Annotated in this window: 16 protein-coding genes; 7 read left to right on the top strand and 9 right to left on the bottom strand. The window is 68.1% G+C overall.

Annotation, left to right across the window (positions count from 1 at the left end; all coding sequences use genetic code 11):
• Complete coding sequence (locus ABFG95_RS26960; RefSeq protein ID WP_049074160.1) at window positions 1–468, bottom strand: Lrp/AsnC family transcriptional regulator; 468 nt, start codon at window positions 466–468, stop codon at window positions 1–3.
• 122 nt (window positions 469–590) lie between these two features.
• Here ABFG95_RS26960 and ABFG95_RS26955 point away from each other — a divergent pair, with 122 nt between their 5' ends.
• From ABFG95_RS26955 to ABFG95_RS26930, 6 genes are all read left to right on the top strand, one after another.
• Window positions 591–1,490 carry a DMT family transporter gene (locus ABFG95_RS26955; RefSeq protein WP_054416171.1) on the top strand — a complete coding sequence of 300 codons (900 nt, stop codon included), beginning with the start codon at window positions 591–593 and terminating at the stop codon, window positions 1,488–1,490.
• A gap of 125 nt (window positions 1,491–1,615) precedes the next feature.
• A complete protein-coding gene (locus tag ABFG95_RS26950) occupies window positions 1,616–2,314 on the top strand; it encodes a glutathione S-transferase N-terminal domain-containing protein (protein WP_054504306.1) in 699 nt (232 codons plus the stop codon).
• A gap of 11 nt (window positions 2,315–2,325) precedes the next feature.
• The gene (locus ABFG95_RS26945; protein ID WP_054416173.1) at window positions 2,326–2,790 is read left to right on the top strand and encodes a GNAT family N-acetyltransferase; all 465 of its coding nucleotides are present in this window, start codon (window positions 2,326–2,328) and stop codon (window positions 2,788–2,790) included.
• Window positions 2,791–2,831: 41 nt separating this feature from the next.
• On the top strand, window positions 2,832–3,107 hold the full coding sequence (locus ABFG95_RS26940) for a lipoate protein ligase C-terminal domain-containing protein (RefSeq protein WP_006385315.1): 276 nt from the start codon (window positions 2,832–2,834) through the stop codon (window positions 3,105–3,107).
• Window positions 3,104–3,880 (top strand): biotin/lipoate A/B protein ligase family protein, encoded by a 777-nt coding sequence (locus ABFG95_RS26935; protein WP_049074166.1) that lies wholly within the window; start codon window positions 3,104–3,106, stop codon window positions 3,878–3,880. Before ABFG95_RS26940 ends, ABFG95_RS26935 begins: the two co-directional genes overlap by 4 nt.
• Window positions 3,881–3,946: 66 nt before the next feature.
• On the top strand, window positions 3,947–4,765 hold the full coding sequence (locus ABFG95_RS26930; RefSeq protein WP_059270173.1) for an RsiV family protein: 819 nt from the start codon (window positions 3,947–3,949) through the stop codon (window positions 4,763–4,765).
• A gap of 164 nt (window positions 4,766–4,929) precedes the next feature.
• Here the strand turns inward: ABFG95_RS26930 and ABFG95_RS26925 are convergent, their stop codons facing one another.
• The gene (locus ABFG95_RS26925) at window positions 4,930–6,219 is read right to left on the bottom strand and encodes a Glu/Leu/Phe/Val dehydrogenase (RefSeq protein ID WP_049074175.1); all 1,290 of its coding nucleotides are present in this window, start codon (window positions 6,217–6,219) and stop codon (window positions 4,930–4,932) included.
• A 482-nt stretch (window positions 6,220–6,701) separates the two neighbouring features.
• Between ABFG95_RS26925 and ABFG95_RS26920 the strand changes: the two genes are divergently transcribed.
• Window positions 6,702–8,375, top strand: coding sequence for a BBE domain-containing protein (locus tag ABFG95_RS26920; protein WP_348995108.1), 1,674 nt, complete (start codon window positions 6,702–6,704; stop codon window positions 8,373–8,375).
• A gap of 81 nt (window positions 8,376–8,456) precedes the next feature.
• On the opposite strand, the gene hutG is transcribed toward ABFG95_RS26920, so the two are convergent.
• From hutG to ABFG95_RS26885, 7 genes are all read right to left on the bottom strand, one after another.
• Entirely contained in the window at window positions 8,457–9,407 is a 951-nt protein-coding gene (gene hutG / locus ABFG95_RS26915; RefSeq protein ID WP_059270165.1) for a formimidoylglutamase, read from the bottom strand.
• On the bottom strand, window positions 9,404–10,186 hold the full coding sequence (locus tag ABFG95_RS26910; RefSeq protein WP_049074181.1) for an amino acid ABC transporter ATP-binding protein: 783 nt from the start codon (window positions 10,184–10,186) through the stop codon (window positions 9,404–9,406). Before ABFG95_RS26910 ends, hutG begins: the two co-directional genes overlap by 4 nt.
• Window positions 10,183–10,851: an amino acid ABC transporter permease gene (locus tag ABFG95_RS26905; protein WP_049074183.1), complete on the bottom strand. Its 669-nt coding sequence runs from the start codon at window positions 10,849–10,851 to the stop codon at window positions 10,183–10,185. Before ABFG95_RS26905 ends, ABFG95_RS26910 begins: the two co-directional genes overlap by 4 nt.
• The gene (locus ABFG95_RS26900; protein WP_049074185.1) at window positions 10,848–11,591 is read right to left on the bottom strand and encodes a transporter substrate-binding domain-containing protein; all 744 of its coding nucleotides are present in this window, start codon (window positions 11,589–11,591) and stop codon (window positions 10,848–10,850) included. The genes ABFG95_RS26905 and ABFG95_RS26900 overlap by 4 nt, the downstream gene beginning before the upstream one ends.
• A 116-nt stretch (window positions 11,592–11,707) precedes the next feature.
• Window positions 11,708–12,448 (bottom strand): IclR family transcriptional regulator, encoded by a 741-nt coding sequence (locus ABFG95_RS26895; RefSeq protein ID WP_348995107.1) that lies wholly within the window; start codon window positions 12,446–12,448, stop codon window positions 11,708–11,710.
• 166 nt (window positions 12,449–12,614) lie between these two features.
• Complete coding sequence (locus tag ABFG95_RS26890) at window positions 12,615–13,523, bottom strand: ankyrin repeat domain-containing protein (RefSeq protein ID WP_313658891.1); 909 nt, start codon at window positions 13,521–13,523, stop codon at window positions 12,615–12,617.
• A 39-nt stretch (window positions 13,524–13,562) separates the two neighbouring features.
• Complete coding sequence (locus tag ABFG95_RS26885) at window positions 13,563–14,333, bottom strand: TatD family hydrolase (protein ID WP_348995106.1); 771 nt, start codon at window positions 14,331–14,333, stop codon at window positions 13,563–13,565.
• Between the last annotated feature and the right edge of the window lie 62 nt (window positions 14,334–14,395).

Here is a 14,395-nt window from a genome sequence, read left to right as displayed (position 1 = left end):
TCAACGCAACGGCGGCAGCCGGCGGCGCACGGTGTGCGCCTTGACGATAGCGGTGTTGGTCTCGGCGAACTCGGTCACGCGTTCCAGGATGCCGTCCAGATGCGTGATCGAACGCAGCACCACCCGCGCGATGAAGCAGTCATCGCCCGTGACCTTGTCGCATCCGACGAATTCCGGAATTTCCTGGATCAGCCCCTCGACGCGCCGCAACTGTCCGGGCAGCGGCCGGATGCGCACGATGGCCTCCAGCGTGTAGCCCAGCGCCACCGGATCGACGTCCAGCGTGTAGGCGCGGATCACCCCCGATTCCTCCAGCCGCCGCAGGCGGTCGGCCACGCTCGGCGCGGACATCCCGACCTGGCGCGCCAGGTCGGCGGTGGTGGTGCGCGCATTGGCCGTCAGCATCTCCACCAGGCGGCGGTCGATGCCGTCCAGGACTGGATTTTCATTCTTTAGGTCATTCTGCATAAATTCCACCCGAACGAAGGTTCAAACACAAAACTGCCGCAGCAACATCATATAACCGGCCCGATCGGCCTGGGATAATTTCTCCATCGAATCACGGACCGCATGGTCCCCTGGAGCCTTCCATGTCCCCCTCATCCGATCGCGTTGGCCTGGCCCAGATGGCCGCCGCCATGACCCTGTCCGGCACCCTGGGCGTGTTCGTCCTGGAATCCGGCCAGAGCGCCTGGAACGTGGTGTTCTTCCGCTGCGTCTTCGGCGCCCTGTCGCTGTTCCTGTATTGCTGGGCGCGCGGCCTGCTCAAGCCCGGCCTGTTCACGGCCCGCACCCTGGCGCTGGCCCTGGCCGCGGGCGCCGCGCTGGTGCTGAACTGGGTGCTGCTGTTCTCGGCCTACCGGCTGGCGTCGATCTCGCTGGCCACCGCCGTCTACAACGTGCAGCCCTTCTTCCTGATCGGCCTGGGCGCGCTGTTCCTGGGCGAACGGCCCACGCGCGGCAAGCTGGCCTGGTCGGTGATCGCCTTCGCCGGCCTGCTGCTGGTGCTCAAGCTCACCGACCACAGCGGCGGCGACGCCTATCTGTCGGGCCTGCTGCTGGGGCTGGGCGCGGCGGCGCTCTACGGCGTCACCGCCGTCATCGTCAAGCGCCTGAAGGGCATCCCGCCGCAGGTGCTGGCGCTGGTGCAGGTGACGCTGGGCGCGGTGATGCTGCTGCCGATGGCCGACTTCCAGGCGCTGCCCTCGGCCCCGCTGCAATGGGGCTACCTGGTGGCGCTGGGCCTGATCCACACCTGCCTGATGTACATCCTGATGTATTCGGCGATCCAGAAGCTGCCGACCACCTCGACCGCCGCGCTCAGCTTCATCTATCCGGCCGTGGCGATCCTGCTGGACCTGGTGGTGTACGGCCACCGCATGGACGCCACCCAGGTGCTGGGCGTGGCCATGATCTTCCTGGCGGCCGCCGGCGTCAGCCTGAACTGGCAGTGGCGCCTGCGCGGCGGCGCCCGGCCCGGCGCGGCCTGAACGGGGCCGGGCGCCAAACCCGCACCGCGCCCCCGGGTATTCGGCCGCCCGCCCGGGGCGCCGCTATCATGGACCTTCCAATCCGCCGGCAGTGGCCGGCGGCGCCAAGACGCTGAGGAATCCCCATGATCGATCTCTATTACTGGACCACCCCGAACGGCCACAAGATCACGATTTTCCTGGAAGAAGCCGGACTGCCGTACGAGATCCACCCGGTCAACATCAGCAAGGGCGACCAGTTCAAGCCCGAATTCCTGGCCATCGCACCCAACAACCGCATTCCGGCCATCGTCGACCAGCAGCCCGCCGACGGCGGCGCGCCGCTGTCGCTGTTCGAGTCCGGCGCCATCCTGCAGTACCTGGCCGAAAAGACCGGCCGCTTCCTGCCCGCCGACCTGCGCGGCCGCGCCGAGGTCTCGCAATGGCTGTTCTGGCAGATGGGCGGCCTGGGCCCCATGGCCGGCCAGAACCACCACTTCTCGGGTTACGCGCCCGAGCGCATCCCCTACGCCATCGAGCGCTACGTCAAGGAAACCAACCGCCTCTACGGCGTGCTGAACAAGCGCCTGGCCGACCGCGAGTTCGTCGCCGGCGACTACTCCATCGCCGACATGGCGTCCTACCCCTGGATCGTGCCGCACGCCAAGCAGGGCCAGGACCTGAACGATTTCCCGCACCTGAAGCGCTGGTTCGACGCCATCGCCGCGCGTCCGGCCGTGCAGCGCGCCTACGCGCTGGCCGACAAGGTCAACACCGCGCCGTCGGTCAGCGACGACGAGTCGCGCCGCATCCTGTTCGGCCAGACCGCCCAGAACGTGCGCTGAGCGAGGCCGCCATGACCGATTCCCCGCTACGGTTCCGCCGCGCGCGCGCGGGCGACCTGCCCGCCATCGTCGCCATGCTGGCCGACGACGAACTCGGCGCCAGGCGCGAAGACCCCTCGGTTCCGCTCAACCCCCGCTACACTGCGGCTTTTGCCGCCATCGAGCAGGACCCGAACCAGTTCTTCGCGGTGGTCGAGCGCGACGCGCGCCTGATCGGCTGTTTGCAGTTATCGTTCATACCCGGCCTGTCGCGGCTGGGCCAATGGCGCGGACAGATCGAGAGCGTGCGCATCGCCTCGTCGGCGCGCGGCCAGGGCCTGGGACGCGCCATGTTCGAGTGGGCCATCGAGCAGTGCCGCGCGCAGGGATGCGCCATGGTGCAGCTGACCACCGACCGCGCCCGGCCCGACGCCCGCCGCTTCTACGAAAGCCTGGGCTTCGTGGCCAGCCATGACGGCATGAAACTGAGCCTGTAGCGCCGCCCCCGGCGCCAGGCCTGATACACAAAGGAGCGCCCATGCACGGCGAATACAAAGTCCCCGGCGGCAAGCTGGTGGTCGCGGACCTGGAAGTCCGCGACGGCCGCCTGGCCGATGTCCGCATCAGCGGTGATTTCTTCCTCGAACCGCCCGAGGCGCTGGAAGCCATCAACCGCGGCCTGAACGGCCTGCCCGCCGACGCCGGCGAACTGGAACTGGCGCTGGCCGTGCAGTCGGCGCTACCGCCCGACACCGAAATGTTCGGCTTCTCGGCCGAGGCCGTGGCGGTGGTGCTGCGGAGGGCGCTGGCATGACGCGCACCGACTGGAACGACTACGACTGGCAGCTGATCCACGAAGCGCCGCAACGCCCCGCGCTGCACATGGCGCTGGATGCCGTCATCACCGACGAAGTCGGCGCCGGCACCCGCCCGCCCACGCTGCGCATCTGGGAATGGTCGGCGCCCGCGGTCGTGATCGGCCGCTTCCAATCGCTCAAGAACGAGGTCGACCCCGAGGGCGCCCGGCGCCACGGCATCGAGGTCGTGCGCCGCGTCAGCGGCGGCGGCGCCATGTTCATCGAGCCCGGCAACAGCATCACCTATTCGCTGAGCGCGCCGCAGGCGCTGGTGCACGGCATGAGTTTCCAGGAAAGCTATGCCTTCCTGGACGCCTGGGTACTGCAGGCGCTGCAGGGCCTGGGCATCAAGGCCTGGTACCAGCCGCTCAACGACATCGCCTCGGACATCGGCAAGATCGGCGGCGCCGCCCAGGCGCGCCGCGCAGGGGCCGTGCTGCACCACGTCACTATGTCCTACGACATCGACGCCGATAAAATGGTGGAAGTCTTGCGCATCGGGCGCGAGAAACTGTCGGACAAGGGCACCACCAGCGCCAAGAAGCGCGTGGACCCGCTGCGCACCCAGACCGGGCTGGCGCGCGAGGTCATCATCCAGCGCATGGTGGACACCTTCGCCAGCCTGCACCGGCTGACGCCGGGCCAAGTGGGCGCGGCCACGCTGGCCCAGGCCGAGGCCCAGGCCGCCGAAAAGTTCTCCACGCCCGAATGGACCGCGGTCGTTCCCTGAGGCGCCACGGGTTTAAGTCGGACGGTCGCGCCCGCGGGCGCGGCCGGGTTTTCTGGAGGTAGTTCAATGCGTCTTCCCCGCAAGCCGCGCGGCCTGTCCGCCGCGGGTTTGGGAGCCGTCCTGCTGGCCCTGGCCGGCTGCGGCAGTTCGCCCCCCGCCAACATCACCCTGGACTCGCCGACGGCGGCCGCCAGCACGGCCACGCCCGAGAAGATCGGCGACCTGGCCACCGAGCGCATCAAGTGGGCGTCCAACAAGCCCGATTGCAAGGGCGACTGCCCGCGCATCGAGATCGACAGCGTGGCCTTTCCCGGCATCCCCAAGTTGAGCGCGCTGGTCGACCACGTACTGGCCTACATGACCGGCACCGACGCCAATCGCCGCGGCCCGTACGAGACGCTGTCGGAATACACGCAATATTTCTGGTCCACCGCGCGGCCGCGCGACGCCACCTACTTCAAGGCCAGCGTCAAGGACACCGTGGGCGACATCGTCTCGATCGAGCTGCACACCGAGCAGTTCCTGACCGGCGCCGCGCACGGCATTCCCGCCACCCAGTACCTGAACTGGGAACGCAGCCGCGGCCGCGTCATGGCGCTGGACGAAGCGCTGATTCCCGGGCGCCGCGCCGAATACGTCGCCGCGTTGCGGCAGGCCCACGCCAAGTGGCTGGCCGGCAACAGCGACGCCAAGCGCGACCCGGCGGCCTATAACAAGATGTGGCCGTTCCAGGAAAGCGACAACTTCGCGCTCACGCGCGACGGCATCGTGGTCAAGTACGACGCCTACTCGATCGCCCCCTACTCGCATGGCGAACCGGAACTGAGCATTCCGTACTCGGACCTGCGCGGCATCCTCAAGCCGGAACTGCTGCCCAAGTCGTGAGGACCCGCGCGTTCCGGCCGGCGGCGCCGGTGGCCGCCATCCCGCCGTAAGCGACGCGCCCCGCCCACTCCGCGGCCCAAAATGGAAACCGCCCCTGTCGGGGCGGTTTTCCTGTCTTCCTCTGGCTCCTCCGCGCGCCGGGCCTGGCCCGGCGCCAGCAGGACTTACGGGTACAGGCCGCGCACCTGGCGGGCCTGCAGGATGCGCGTGCAAGCCACGATGAAGGCGGCGGTGCGCAGCGTCACCTTGTGCTCCCTGGCCACCTGCGCGATCGAGGCGTAGGCCTCGCGCATGATGCGTTCCAGGCGCTGGTTGATTTCGTCCTCGCTCCAGAAGAAGCTGGAGAAGTCCTGCACCCATTCGAAGTACGACACCGTCACGCCGCCGGCGTTGGCCAGCACGTCCGGCACCACGTACACGCCGTTCTCGGCCAGGATGTCGTCCGCTTCCGGCGTGGTCGGGCCGTTGGCGCCTTCCACCACGATCTTGGCGCGCACCTTGGCGGCGTTGTCGGCGGTGATCTGGCTTTCCAGGGCCGCCGGGATCAGGAATTCGGTTTCGAGCGTCCAGAACTCGTTCTTGTCCAGGGCCTGGCCGCCGGAGAAGCCGCCCACGCCGCCATGCTGCGACACGTGCGACAGCAGCTTGTGGACGTCCAGGCCGGCGGCGTTGTGCACCGTGCCGGTGTGGTCCTGCGCCGCGATGACCTTGGCGCCGGCTTCATGGAACAGGCGGGCGGCGGTGCCGCCCACGTTGCCGAAGCCCTGCACCACCACGCGCGCCTTGGACACGTCGATGCCCAGGTCGCGCGCGGCTTCGCAACCGACCACGAACACGCCGCGGCCGGTGGCCTCGACACGGCCCAGGCTGCCGCCCAGCGCGATCGGCTTGCCGGTCACGACGCCGGTGGCGGTCGAGCCTTCGTTCATGGAGTACGTGTCCATCATCCAGGCCATGGTCTGGGCGTTGGTGTTCACGTCAGGGGCGGGAATGTCCTTGGACGGGCCGATGATGACGCCGATTTCCGAGGTGTAGCGGCGCGTCATGCGCTCGAGTTCGGATTGCGACAGCTTGCGCGGGTCGACGCGGATGCCGCCCTTGGCGCCGCCGTACGGCAGGTTGACCGCGGCGTTCTTGACCGACATCCAGGCGGCCAGCGCCATCACTTCCGACAGGGTCACGTCCTGGTGGAAACGCACGCCGCCCTTGCCCGGGCCGCGCGAGGTGTTGTGCTGCACGCGGTAGCCCTCGAAGTGGGCCACGCTGCCATTGTCCAGCTCGATCGGCACGTCGACGATCAGCGAGCGCTTCGGGCGCTTCAGGGTCTCGACCCAGCGCGCCAGCGAACCGAGGTACGGGGTGACCCGGTCGACTTGTTGCAGGTAATTACCCCAGGGGCCGAGATCGTCGGCATTCAGATAAGACGGCAAGGCATGGGTGGGAGTTTGAGACATGGACATGCTCTCCTGACAAAGTTGCGCCATTTTATCCATATCCTTATTGCGTCCCCGTATTTTATGAAAAAATATTAATTGGGGACACAATATGAAAACGGAGACCGCGAGCGTTGCCGAGCCTGCCGAAACGCTGCGCCTATCCTAGCCCCGCGCGCCAGCAGCGTCCAGCCCGCACGGCCCGGCCGACATCCACCGGGGGACCACCAGGCCGGACAACTTTCCGCCGCGTGACTTGCGACACGCCCTGGCCCCGCCCGTCCCCTTCCCGCGCCGCCGCTCCATCGCATCCGTGTGTCAGCCGCCGCCGGAACGCTGTCGCACCTTGCTTGAAACCGTCATCCACTTGACCCAGAATCAACCGGCCCCGGTTTCAGCGGTACCCGGCACCGGCGGCGTTCCAAAGCTTGTCATCCCGCGTTGCCGGCGGGCGCCCCCCGCTTGCATCACTGCACTCATGAAAATCAACCATAGAGGTGCGCATGTCGGATTTTTCCCTGATTGACAGCAATGACCCGCGTTACGCGACCCTGCAAAAGGGTTTCAACCTGCGCTTCCCCGCCACGGGCCAGGGCGCCAACGCCATCTACGTCTGCAAGACCCCGCAGGACGTGCTCGACGCGGCCAACGCCGCGCTGGCCCAGGGCTGCCGCATCACGGTACGCAGCGGCGGCCACTGCTACGAGGGCTTCGTGGCCAACAAACTGCCCGAGGACCACGGCCAGCCGCTGGCCATCATCGACCTGAGCCTGATGACCGGCCTGCGCTACCGCGAGGCCGGCGACATCCCCTCGCCCTGGAACCCCGCCGCGCGCTACCGCTTCGCGGCCGCGTCCGGCAACCAGAACTGGGACGGCTACCTGGACCTGTACAAGACCGCCAACCGCACCCTGCCCGGCGGCTCGTGCTATTCGGTCGGTTCGGGCGGGCACATCGTCGGCGGCGGCTACGGCCTGCTGTCGCGCCTGCACGGGCTGACGGTGGACTGGCTCTCGGGCGTGGACATCCTGGTGCCGCAGGGCCCGGGTTCGCGCAAGCTGGTCGCCAAGCACGTCAACCTGCACAGCGCCGGCGCCGACCGCGACCTCTTCATCGCCTGCCGCGGCGGCGGCGGCGGCAACTACGGCATCATCCTGACCTACTACTACGCCGACCTGCCCGCCGCGCCGCAGGAAGCCTACTGGCTGTCGCTGTCCTACCCCTGGGCCAGCTTCGGCGCCGGCGCCACGGGCCGCGCCAACTTCGCGCGCTTCATGCGCGCCTACTGGCAGTGGTTCGCCGACCACGACGCCGACTGGAACAGCCCCGACCCGGCCAAGGCCAACGGCGGCCTGTTCACGTTGCTGAAGGTGCAGCACCGCTCGACCGGCGACGTGGTGCTGAGCATCCAGTACACCGGCAAGGACGGCAAGGTCGGCGGCGCGCGCGACCAGCCGTTCCTGGACTTCGTCGCCACCATGAACGCGGCGGCCAGCGCCGCGCCCGCCGTCAACCTGTCCACGCATTGGTACGGCCCGTCGCACCGCGTGGTCCATCCGGCGCCGCGGCTGCTGGCCCATGCGGTCAACGATGCGCAGAAGATGGACTGGCTGTGGCTGACGCAGAGCATCAACGGCTCGGGCAGCAACCAGCGCGGCAAGTACAAGTCCGCCTATCACAAGGCCAATTTCAGCGACGTCGAGATCATGGCCCTTTGGGAATACCTGAACGGCTCGGACGACCCGCGCCTGAATCAGGCGCTGGTGCAGATCGACTCGTACGGCGGCCGCATCAACCGCAACGACGAGACGACCAACCCGACCAGCGTATGCCAGCGCTCGTCGCTGCTGAAGTCGCAGTTCCAGGTGTACTGGACCGATCCGGCCCAGGACGCCTTCCACATCAAGTGGATCGCCGACCTGTACGACGAGTACTTCGCGCAGTACGGCGGCAAGCCCAGCAACCAGCCGGGCTCGCCGTTCGAGGGGTGCTACATCAATTACCCCGACACCGACATGAAGTACACCGACGCCAGCCACAGCCACGTCGATCCGCAGTGGCTCGACCTGTACTACGGCAACAAGACCGCCGCGCTGATCGCCACCAAGCGCAGCGTCGATCCCGACAATCTCTTCCACCACGAGATGTCGATCCCGCTGGCCGCGCCGCAGGCGTGAAAAAGCCCGCCGCCATGCGCCGCGCGAGCGGCCATGACGGCGGGCCGGAAGTCCGCGGCGGATCTCGCGCCGCGGACCGTGTCAGGCGGACAGCAGTTGCCAGGCCAGGCGCGCCGCCGCGCGGGCGCCATGGCCGTCGATGTCGAAGCGCGGACTGTACTCGGCCATGTCGGCCAGGCGCAGCTTGCCGCTGGCCTTGACGCGCAGCACGATCTCCTCGATCACCGCCATCGGCACGCCATAGGGCGCCGGCGCCGACACGCCCGGCATCACCGCCGCCGGCAGCACGTCCAGGTCGATGGTCAGGTAGACGTGGCGGGCCCGCGCCAGCAAGGCGTCGACGTTCGCCAGGCGCGCCGCCAGGTGGCGTTCCTGCATGTCGCGGTCCTCGACCCACACCGCGCCCACTTCGGCCGCCCGCGCGTACAGCGCCGGCGTATTGGCCAGCCGCGACACGCCCAGGCAGGCGTATTGCAGCGCCAGCCCCTGTGCCTCGCAGTAATGCGCGATCTGGTCGAACGGCGTGCCGGAACTGCCCGGCCGGCCGGTGCGCAGATCGAAATGCGCGTCCAGGTTCAGCACCAGCACCGGGCCCTCATCGCCGCGGTCCGCCAGCCAGCGCGCCAGGCCCTGGAAGCTGCCCCAGGCGATCTCATGACCGCCGCCCAGCACCACCGGGCGGGCGCCCTGGCGCAACAGGTCGGCCACCGCCAGGCCCAGCCGCTCCTGCGCGTCTTCCAGCTGGTCGCCTTCGCAGGCCACGTCGCCCGCGTCCAGCAGGCGCGTCAGGCCATGCGCCGGCAGGCCGGCCATGTACTTGCGGATGCCGGCCGGGCCGGCGGCCGCGCCGACGCGGCCCTGGTTGCGAGCCACGCCCGCATCGCAGGCGAATCCCAGCAGCACCGGCTCGCCCGCCGCCGGCGCCTGGCCGGCGGCCGGCTCGACGATGTGCGCCAGGCGGCGCGTGTCGCCGCGCTCGGCGCTGTCGTCGCGCGCGGTCCACAGGCTCCGGTCGAGTTGCGCCGCCGTCATGCCGCCCCCTGCCCCGTGCTCAGCACGGCCTGCAGGAACTCGCGGGTGCGGGCCTCGCGCGGCTGGCTGAAGATGACCTCGGGCGCGCCCGATTCCAGGATCACGCCGCCGTCCATCACCGCGACCACGTCGGCCACGTCGCGGGCAAAGCCCATTTCGTGGGTCACGACCATCATGGTCATGCCTTCGCGCGCCAGCAGCTTCATGACCTGCAGCACTTCGCCCACCAGCTCCGGGTCCAGCGCCGAGGTCGGTTCGTCGAACAGCATGACCTTGGGCTGCATCGCCAGCGCGCGGGCGATCGCCACGCGCTGCTTCTGGCCGCCCGACAGGCTGGCCGGCATGGCCGCCATCTTCTGCGCCAGGCCGACCTTGCGCAGCAGGTCTTCGGCCAGCGCGTTGGCCTCGTCGCGGCCCATGCCGCGCAGCGTGCGCGGCCCGACGGTGACGTTGTCCAGCACCGACAGGTGCGGGAACAGGTTGAAGCCCTGGAACACCATGCCGACCTGCATGCGCAGGCGGTTCAGCGCCGCCTCGGGCAACTGCTCGCCCTCGTTCTGCAGCATCTGGCCGCAGATCTCGACGGTGCCGCCCTGGGCCACTTCCAGCCCGTTGCAGCAACGCAGCAAGGTGCTCTTGCCCGAGCCGCTGGGGCCGATCACCACCACCACCTGCGACGGCAGCACATCGAAGTCGATGCCGCGCAGCACGGCGTGGTCGCCATAGGATTTCTGCAGGCCGCGGATGCGGATCATTTCTTTCGGATTCGCGGCGTTCATTGCACCATCCCCCCCGCGCGCAGGCGTTGCTCGATCCTGCGCAGTATCAACATGGCGGCCGTGGTCAGGACCAGATAGATCAGCGCCACCACCAGATAGGTTTCCAGCGAGCGGTACGACACGCTGATGATCTTCTGCCCTTCGTGCATCAGGTCATGGATGGTCAACAGCGACACCAGCGCCGAATTCTTGATCAGCGCGATGAACTCGTTGCCCAGCGGCGGGATCATGCGCACCACCGCCTGCGGCAGGATGATGATGCGCATGGCCTGGCCCGACGACATGCCCAGCGAACGGGCCGCCTCGGTCTGGCCGCGGTCGACCGACTGGATCGCGCCGCGCACGATTTCCGACACGTAGGCGCCGGAATACATGCCCAGGCCCAGCACGCCGCAGGCGAACGCCGGCAGCGTCACGCCGAACTGCGGCAGGCCGAAGAACCAGATGAACAACTGCACCAGCAGCGGCGTGCCGCGAAAGAACAGCAGGTAGACGCTGCACAGGTTGTAGATGATGCTGCGCTGCGGGTTGAGCCGGCCGACGCCGACCAGCAGGCCGATGACACAGCCCAGCAGCAAGGCGCCGGCGGTCACCTCGATGGTGACCACCGCGCCGCGCAGCAACGCGTCGAAATCGGCGAAGACGGGAGCAAAATCCAGGTTCATTTCGCGGGCGCCTCGAACCACTTGTTGACGATGGCCTGGTAGCTGCCATCGGCCTTGATCTTCTGCAGCGCTTCATTCAGGCCGCGGGTCAGTTCCGGCTTGTTCTTGGGCACGGCGATGCCGTAGTCCTCGGTGGTGACCTGGTCGGCCAGCACGGTCAGGTCGGTGGTGCTCTGGGCGAACAGCTTGGCGGCCGGCTTGCCGGTCACGGCGGCATCGGCGCGGCCGATCTGCACCAGGTTGAACATCTCCTGGTTCTTCTCGACCTCGACGCGCTGTACCGACGGATAGTGTTCCTTCAGGTAGTTGACCGACTTGGTGCCCACCTGCACCGACACCTTGCGGCCGTCCAGGTCCTTCAGGGTCTTGACCGGGCCGTCCTTCTTGGTCAGCACGACCAGGCCGCCGGCGTAGTACGGGTCGGTGAAATCCACCACCTTGCTGCGCTCGGGCGTGATGTAGATGGCGGACACGGCGATGTCGGCGCGGCCGGCCTGCAGGGCGGGAATCAGGCCCTTGAAGTCGATGTCGATCCATTCGACCTTCTTGCCCATGGCGGCGGCCAGGGCCTCGACCAGTTCGATGTCAAAGCCGGTGCGCTTGCCGTCCTTGACGAACTCCATGGGCGGGAAGGTGGCGTCGGTCACGGCGCGGATGGTTTCCTGGGCGTGGGCGGTGCCCATGCTCCAGGCCAGGCCCAGGGTCAGGGCGGCGGTCAACAGGGTGCGGCGAGTGGTCATGGCAAATCCTGAAAGAAGAAGGTGGATGCGGATACGGCGATCGATGCGGCGTAACGGGTGATCTAGAGATGAGGCGGCAATGGCGGGGACAGCGAGGAATCCGGATAGGCGCGGGGTCAGTGCGCCTGCAACTTGCCCGAGATGCGGCGGGCGGCGGCGACGGTCAAGTCGATGAAGGCCTGGGGCCGCTGGGCCGCGCGGGTCGACGGCGCCATCAGGGTGATCGAGGCCACCGCCTGGTTGGCGCGCTGGAAGATCGGCACGCTCACGCCCCAGACGCCGGCATCGACCTCACTGTCGGTCACGGCATAACCCTGGGCACGGATGGCTTCCAGTTCGTCGGCCAGGCGCGCCGGGTCGACGCCCGATTCGCGCGCCAGCACGGCCAGCGCCGCCTGCAGGCGCGCCGCCGGCATGAAGGCCAGCAGCGATTTGGCGGAAGCGCCGCGCGCCAGCGGCAGGCCGCGCCCCTTGGTGAAGGAACAGCGCAACGGGTGCTGGCTCTCGACCATGTCCAGGCACACGGCCTGGTCCTTGACCGCCACCAGCAAGCCGATGGTCTCGCCCGACGCGGCGGCCAGCGCCGCCATGTCCGGCTGCGCCTCATGGATCAGGAACGAAGACTGGTCGAAACCCCAGGCCAGTTGCACGCACAGCGGACCGGGGCCGTATTCACCCTCATGTTCGGCGACGAAACCCCAGCGCTTGAGCAGCGCGACCTGGCGATACAGCGTGCTCTGGGCCAGGCCGGTCTTTTCCGCCAACGCGGCGATGCTCAGGGGACCGTCGTGCCGGGCCAGCGTGGCCAACACGTACAGCACGCGGTCCGCGCCCGCCCCTACCGACTGATCCATCAACAAGCACTCCAGGTTTGATGGCCGCAGATTATCAACTTATGGTGTTAAACGTTGAAATTTTTCCCACCCAATGAGAATTCACAGGGAAAACCCCGAACCCGCCGCCGGCAACGGCCAATAAAAAACCCGCCACGAGGCGGGTTTCGGGACAAGCCAGGCAGGGGCCTCAGGGCGTGGCAGGCTTGTCGTAGTTGTTCAGGCGCACGCCGGACACCCCGCCGACGCTGGACGAAGACTTGGGGCTGGCTTCCGGCGCCGGCGCCAGGGGCGGCGGCGCGGCGGGCGGCGGCGCGTCCAGCGGCGCGGGCGCATCGGCTGGCGGCGCCGCCGCGGCGTCGACCGCGTCAGGCTCCGGCTCGGCCGGCCCGCTCGCGCGGCGGGCCCGCTTGGCCGCTTCCTGCTGTGCGATCAGGGTCTTGAGTTCGGCGGCCAGCTTGGTGGACTTGCCGGTCGTCGCCCAGTCGGCCGCGTCCTGGCCCTTGGTGTCGAGCGTGGTGACGTCGGCCCCCGCCTTGAGCAGCAGGTCCACCATCGGCTTGTTGCCCGACAGCGCCGCCATCATGAGCGGCGTCTCGCCATTGGGGGCCGGCGCGTTCACCATCGCCTTGTTCTGCAACAGCAATTGCGCCATGGCCAACTGCCCCTTCGACGCCGCGTAGTGCAGCGGTGTCCATCCCAGGCGGTTGACCTGTGCGCCGCGCGCCATGAGCGCGCGGGCGCGCTCCACCTGGCCCGCGATGGCCAGGTACATCAAGGGCGTTTCGCCGGCCGGATTCTCGATGTTCACGTCCGTGCGAGGATGAGCCGCCAACACGTCGAAGACCTTCCACGCGCCGTCCGCCACCGCCCGCATGATGGCCGGCTGGCCGTTGCGATAGCGCACGTTCGGGTCGGCGCCCTGCGCCAGCAGGTCCTTGATCTCGTCGGTGTAGTCGTTGGCGACATAGACCCACCAGTCCGACGGATTGGCCGCCTGGGCGAGGGCCGGCGCCGACACGGCGACGCACAGCGCCAGCAGCGCGCCACGGCAGTGCGAGGCGAGTCGGCGGCGGGAGAACACAGTGCTGGCAACCATGGCAATCCTGATAATTTACTTTAGATATTTGACTTTAGATTATTTCTTTATCTTACTGAAAAGATTAAAGAAATTATTCGTGGAGGCCCGTGCCACCTCGGCCACGCTGATCCCCTTCAGTTCGGCGATCTTCTCGGCCACGTGGATCACCTTGGACGGATCATTGAGCTTGCCCCGGTACGGCACCGGCGCCAGGTAGGGCGAATCGGTCTCGATCAGCAGGCGGTCCAGCGGCACCTTGGCGGCCACCTCGTGCACCACATGCGCGTTCTTGAACGTCACGATGCCGGACAGCGAGATATGGAAATTCTGGTCGAGCGCGGCCTGGGCCACTTCCCAGGTCTCGGTGAAACAGTGCATCACCCCGCCGACCTCGGCCGCGCGTTCCTCGCGCAGCATGCGCACGGTGTCTTCGGCCGACGAACGCGTGTGCACGATCAGCGGCAGCCCGGTATCGCGCGCGGCGCGGATGTGGCGGCGGAAACGTTCACGCTGCCAGTCCAGCGGCTCGGACAGGCGGTAATAGTCCAGCCCGGTCTCGCCGATCGCCACGACCTTTGGGTGGGCCGACAGGCGCGCCAATTCCTCGGATTCGGGATCGGGGGTGTCTTCGTAGTCGGGATGCACCCCGACCGAGGCCCACAGGTTGGCCTGCGGCTCGACCAGCGACATCAGGCCCGGCCACTCGGGCAGGTTGACGCTGACCACCAGCGCGTGGGTCACCTGGTTGGCGGCCATCCGCTCGAGAATCGCGGGCAGGTCGGCCGCCAGCTCGGGAAAGTTCAAATGGCAGTGTGAATCGACGTACATGAGGCTTGGATCAGGGAGGCCGCGACGCCCCCGCCGCCGGACAGGCCGGGCGGGCGACGGCG

The organism is Achromobacter sp. HNDS-1, assembly GCF_040084795.1.
Lineage (GTDB): Bacteria > Pseudomonadota > Gammaproteobacteria > Burkholderiales > Burkholderiaceae_B > Achromobacter > Achromobacter ruhlandii.
This window is presented reverse-complemented; position numbering and strand designations above follow the sequence as displayed.

Coding starts and splice junctions, on each gene's coding strand:
- ABFG95_RS26955 (WP_054416171.1), top strand. CDS start 591: ATGTCCCCCTCATCCGATCGCGTTGGCCTGGCCCAGATGGCCGCCGCC.
- hutG (WP_059270165.1), bottom strand. CDS start 9,407: ATGACGGCGGCGCAACTCGACCGGAGCCTGTGGACCGCGCGCGACGAC.
- ABFG95_RS26905 (WP_049074183.1), bottom strand. CDS start 10,851: ATGAACCTGGATTTTGCTCCCGTCTTCGCCGATTTCGACGCGTTGCTG.
- ABFG95_RS26940 (WP_006385315.1), top strand. CDS start 2,832: ATGCACGGCGAATACAAAGTCCCCGGCGGCAAGCTGGTGGTCGCGGAC.
- ABFG95_RS26885 (WP_348995106.1), bottom strand. CDS start 14,333: ATGTACGTCGATTCACACTGCCATTTGAACTTTCCCGAGCTGGCGGCC.
- ABFG95_RS26960 (WP_049074160.1), bottom strand. CDS start 468: ATGCAGAATGACCTAAAGAATGAAAATCCAGTCCTGGACGGCATCGAC.
- ABFG95_RS26900 (WP_049074185.1), bottom strand. CDS start 11,591: ATGACCACTCGCCGCACCCTGTTGACCGCCGCCCTGACCCTGGGCCTG.
- ABFG95_RS26950 (WP_054504306.1), top strand. CDS start 1,616: ATGATCGATCTCTATTACTGGACCACCCCGAACGGCCACAAGATCACG.
- ABFG95_RS26920 (WP_348995108.1), top strand. CDS start 6,702: ATGTCGGATTTTTCCCTGATTGACAGCAATGACCCGCGTTACGCGACC.
- ABFG95_RS26890 (WP_313658891.1), bottom strand. CDS start 13,523: ATGGTTGCCAGCACTGTGTTCTCCCGCCGCCGACTCGCCTCGCACTGC.
- ABFG95_RS26925 (WP_049074175.1), bottom strand. CDS start 6,219: ATGTCTCAAACTCCCACCCATGCCTTGCCGTCTTATCTGAATGCCGAC.
- ABFG95_RS26910 (WP_049074181.1), bottom strand. CDS start 10,186: ATGAACGCCGCGAATCCGAAAGAAATGATCCGCATCCGCGGCCTGCAG.
- ABFG95_RS26935 (WP_049074166.1), top strand. CDS start 3,104: ATGACGCGCACCGACTGGAACGACTACGACTGGCAGCTGATCCACGAA.
- ABFG95_RS26945 (WP_054416173.1), top strand. CDS start 2,326: ATGACCGATTCCCCGCTACGGTTCCGCCGCGCGCGCGCGGGCGACCTG.
- ABFG95_RS26930 (WP_059270173.1), top strand. CDS start 3,947: ATGCGTCTTCCCCGCAAGCCGCGCGGCCTGTCCGCCGCGGGTTTGGGA.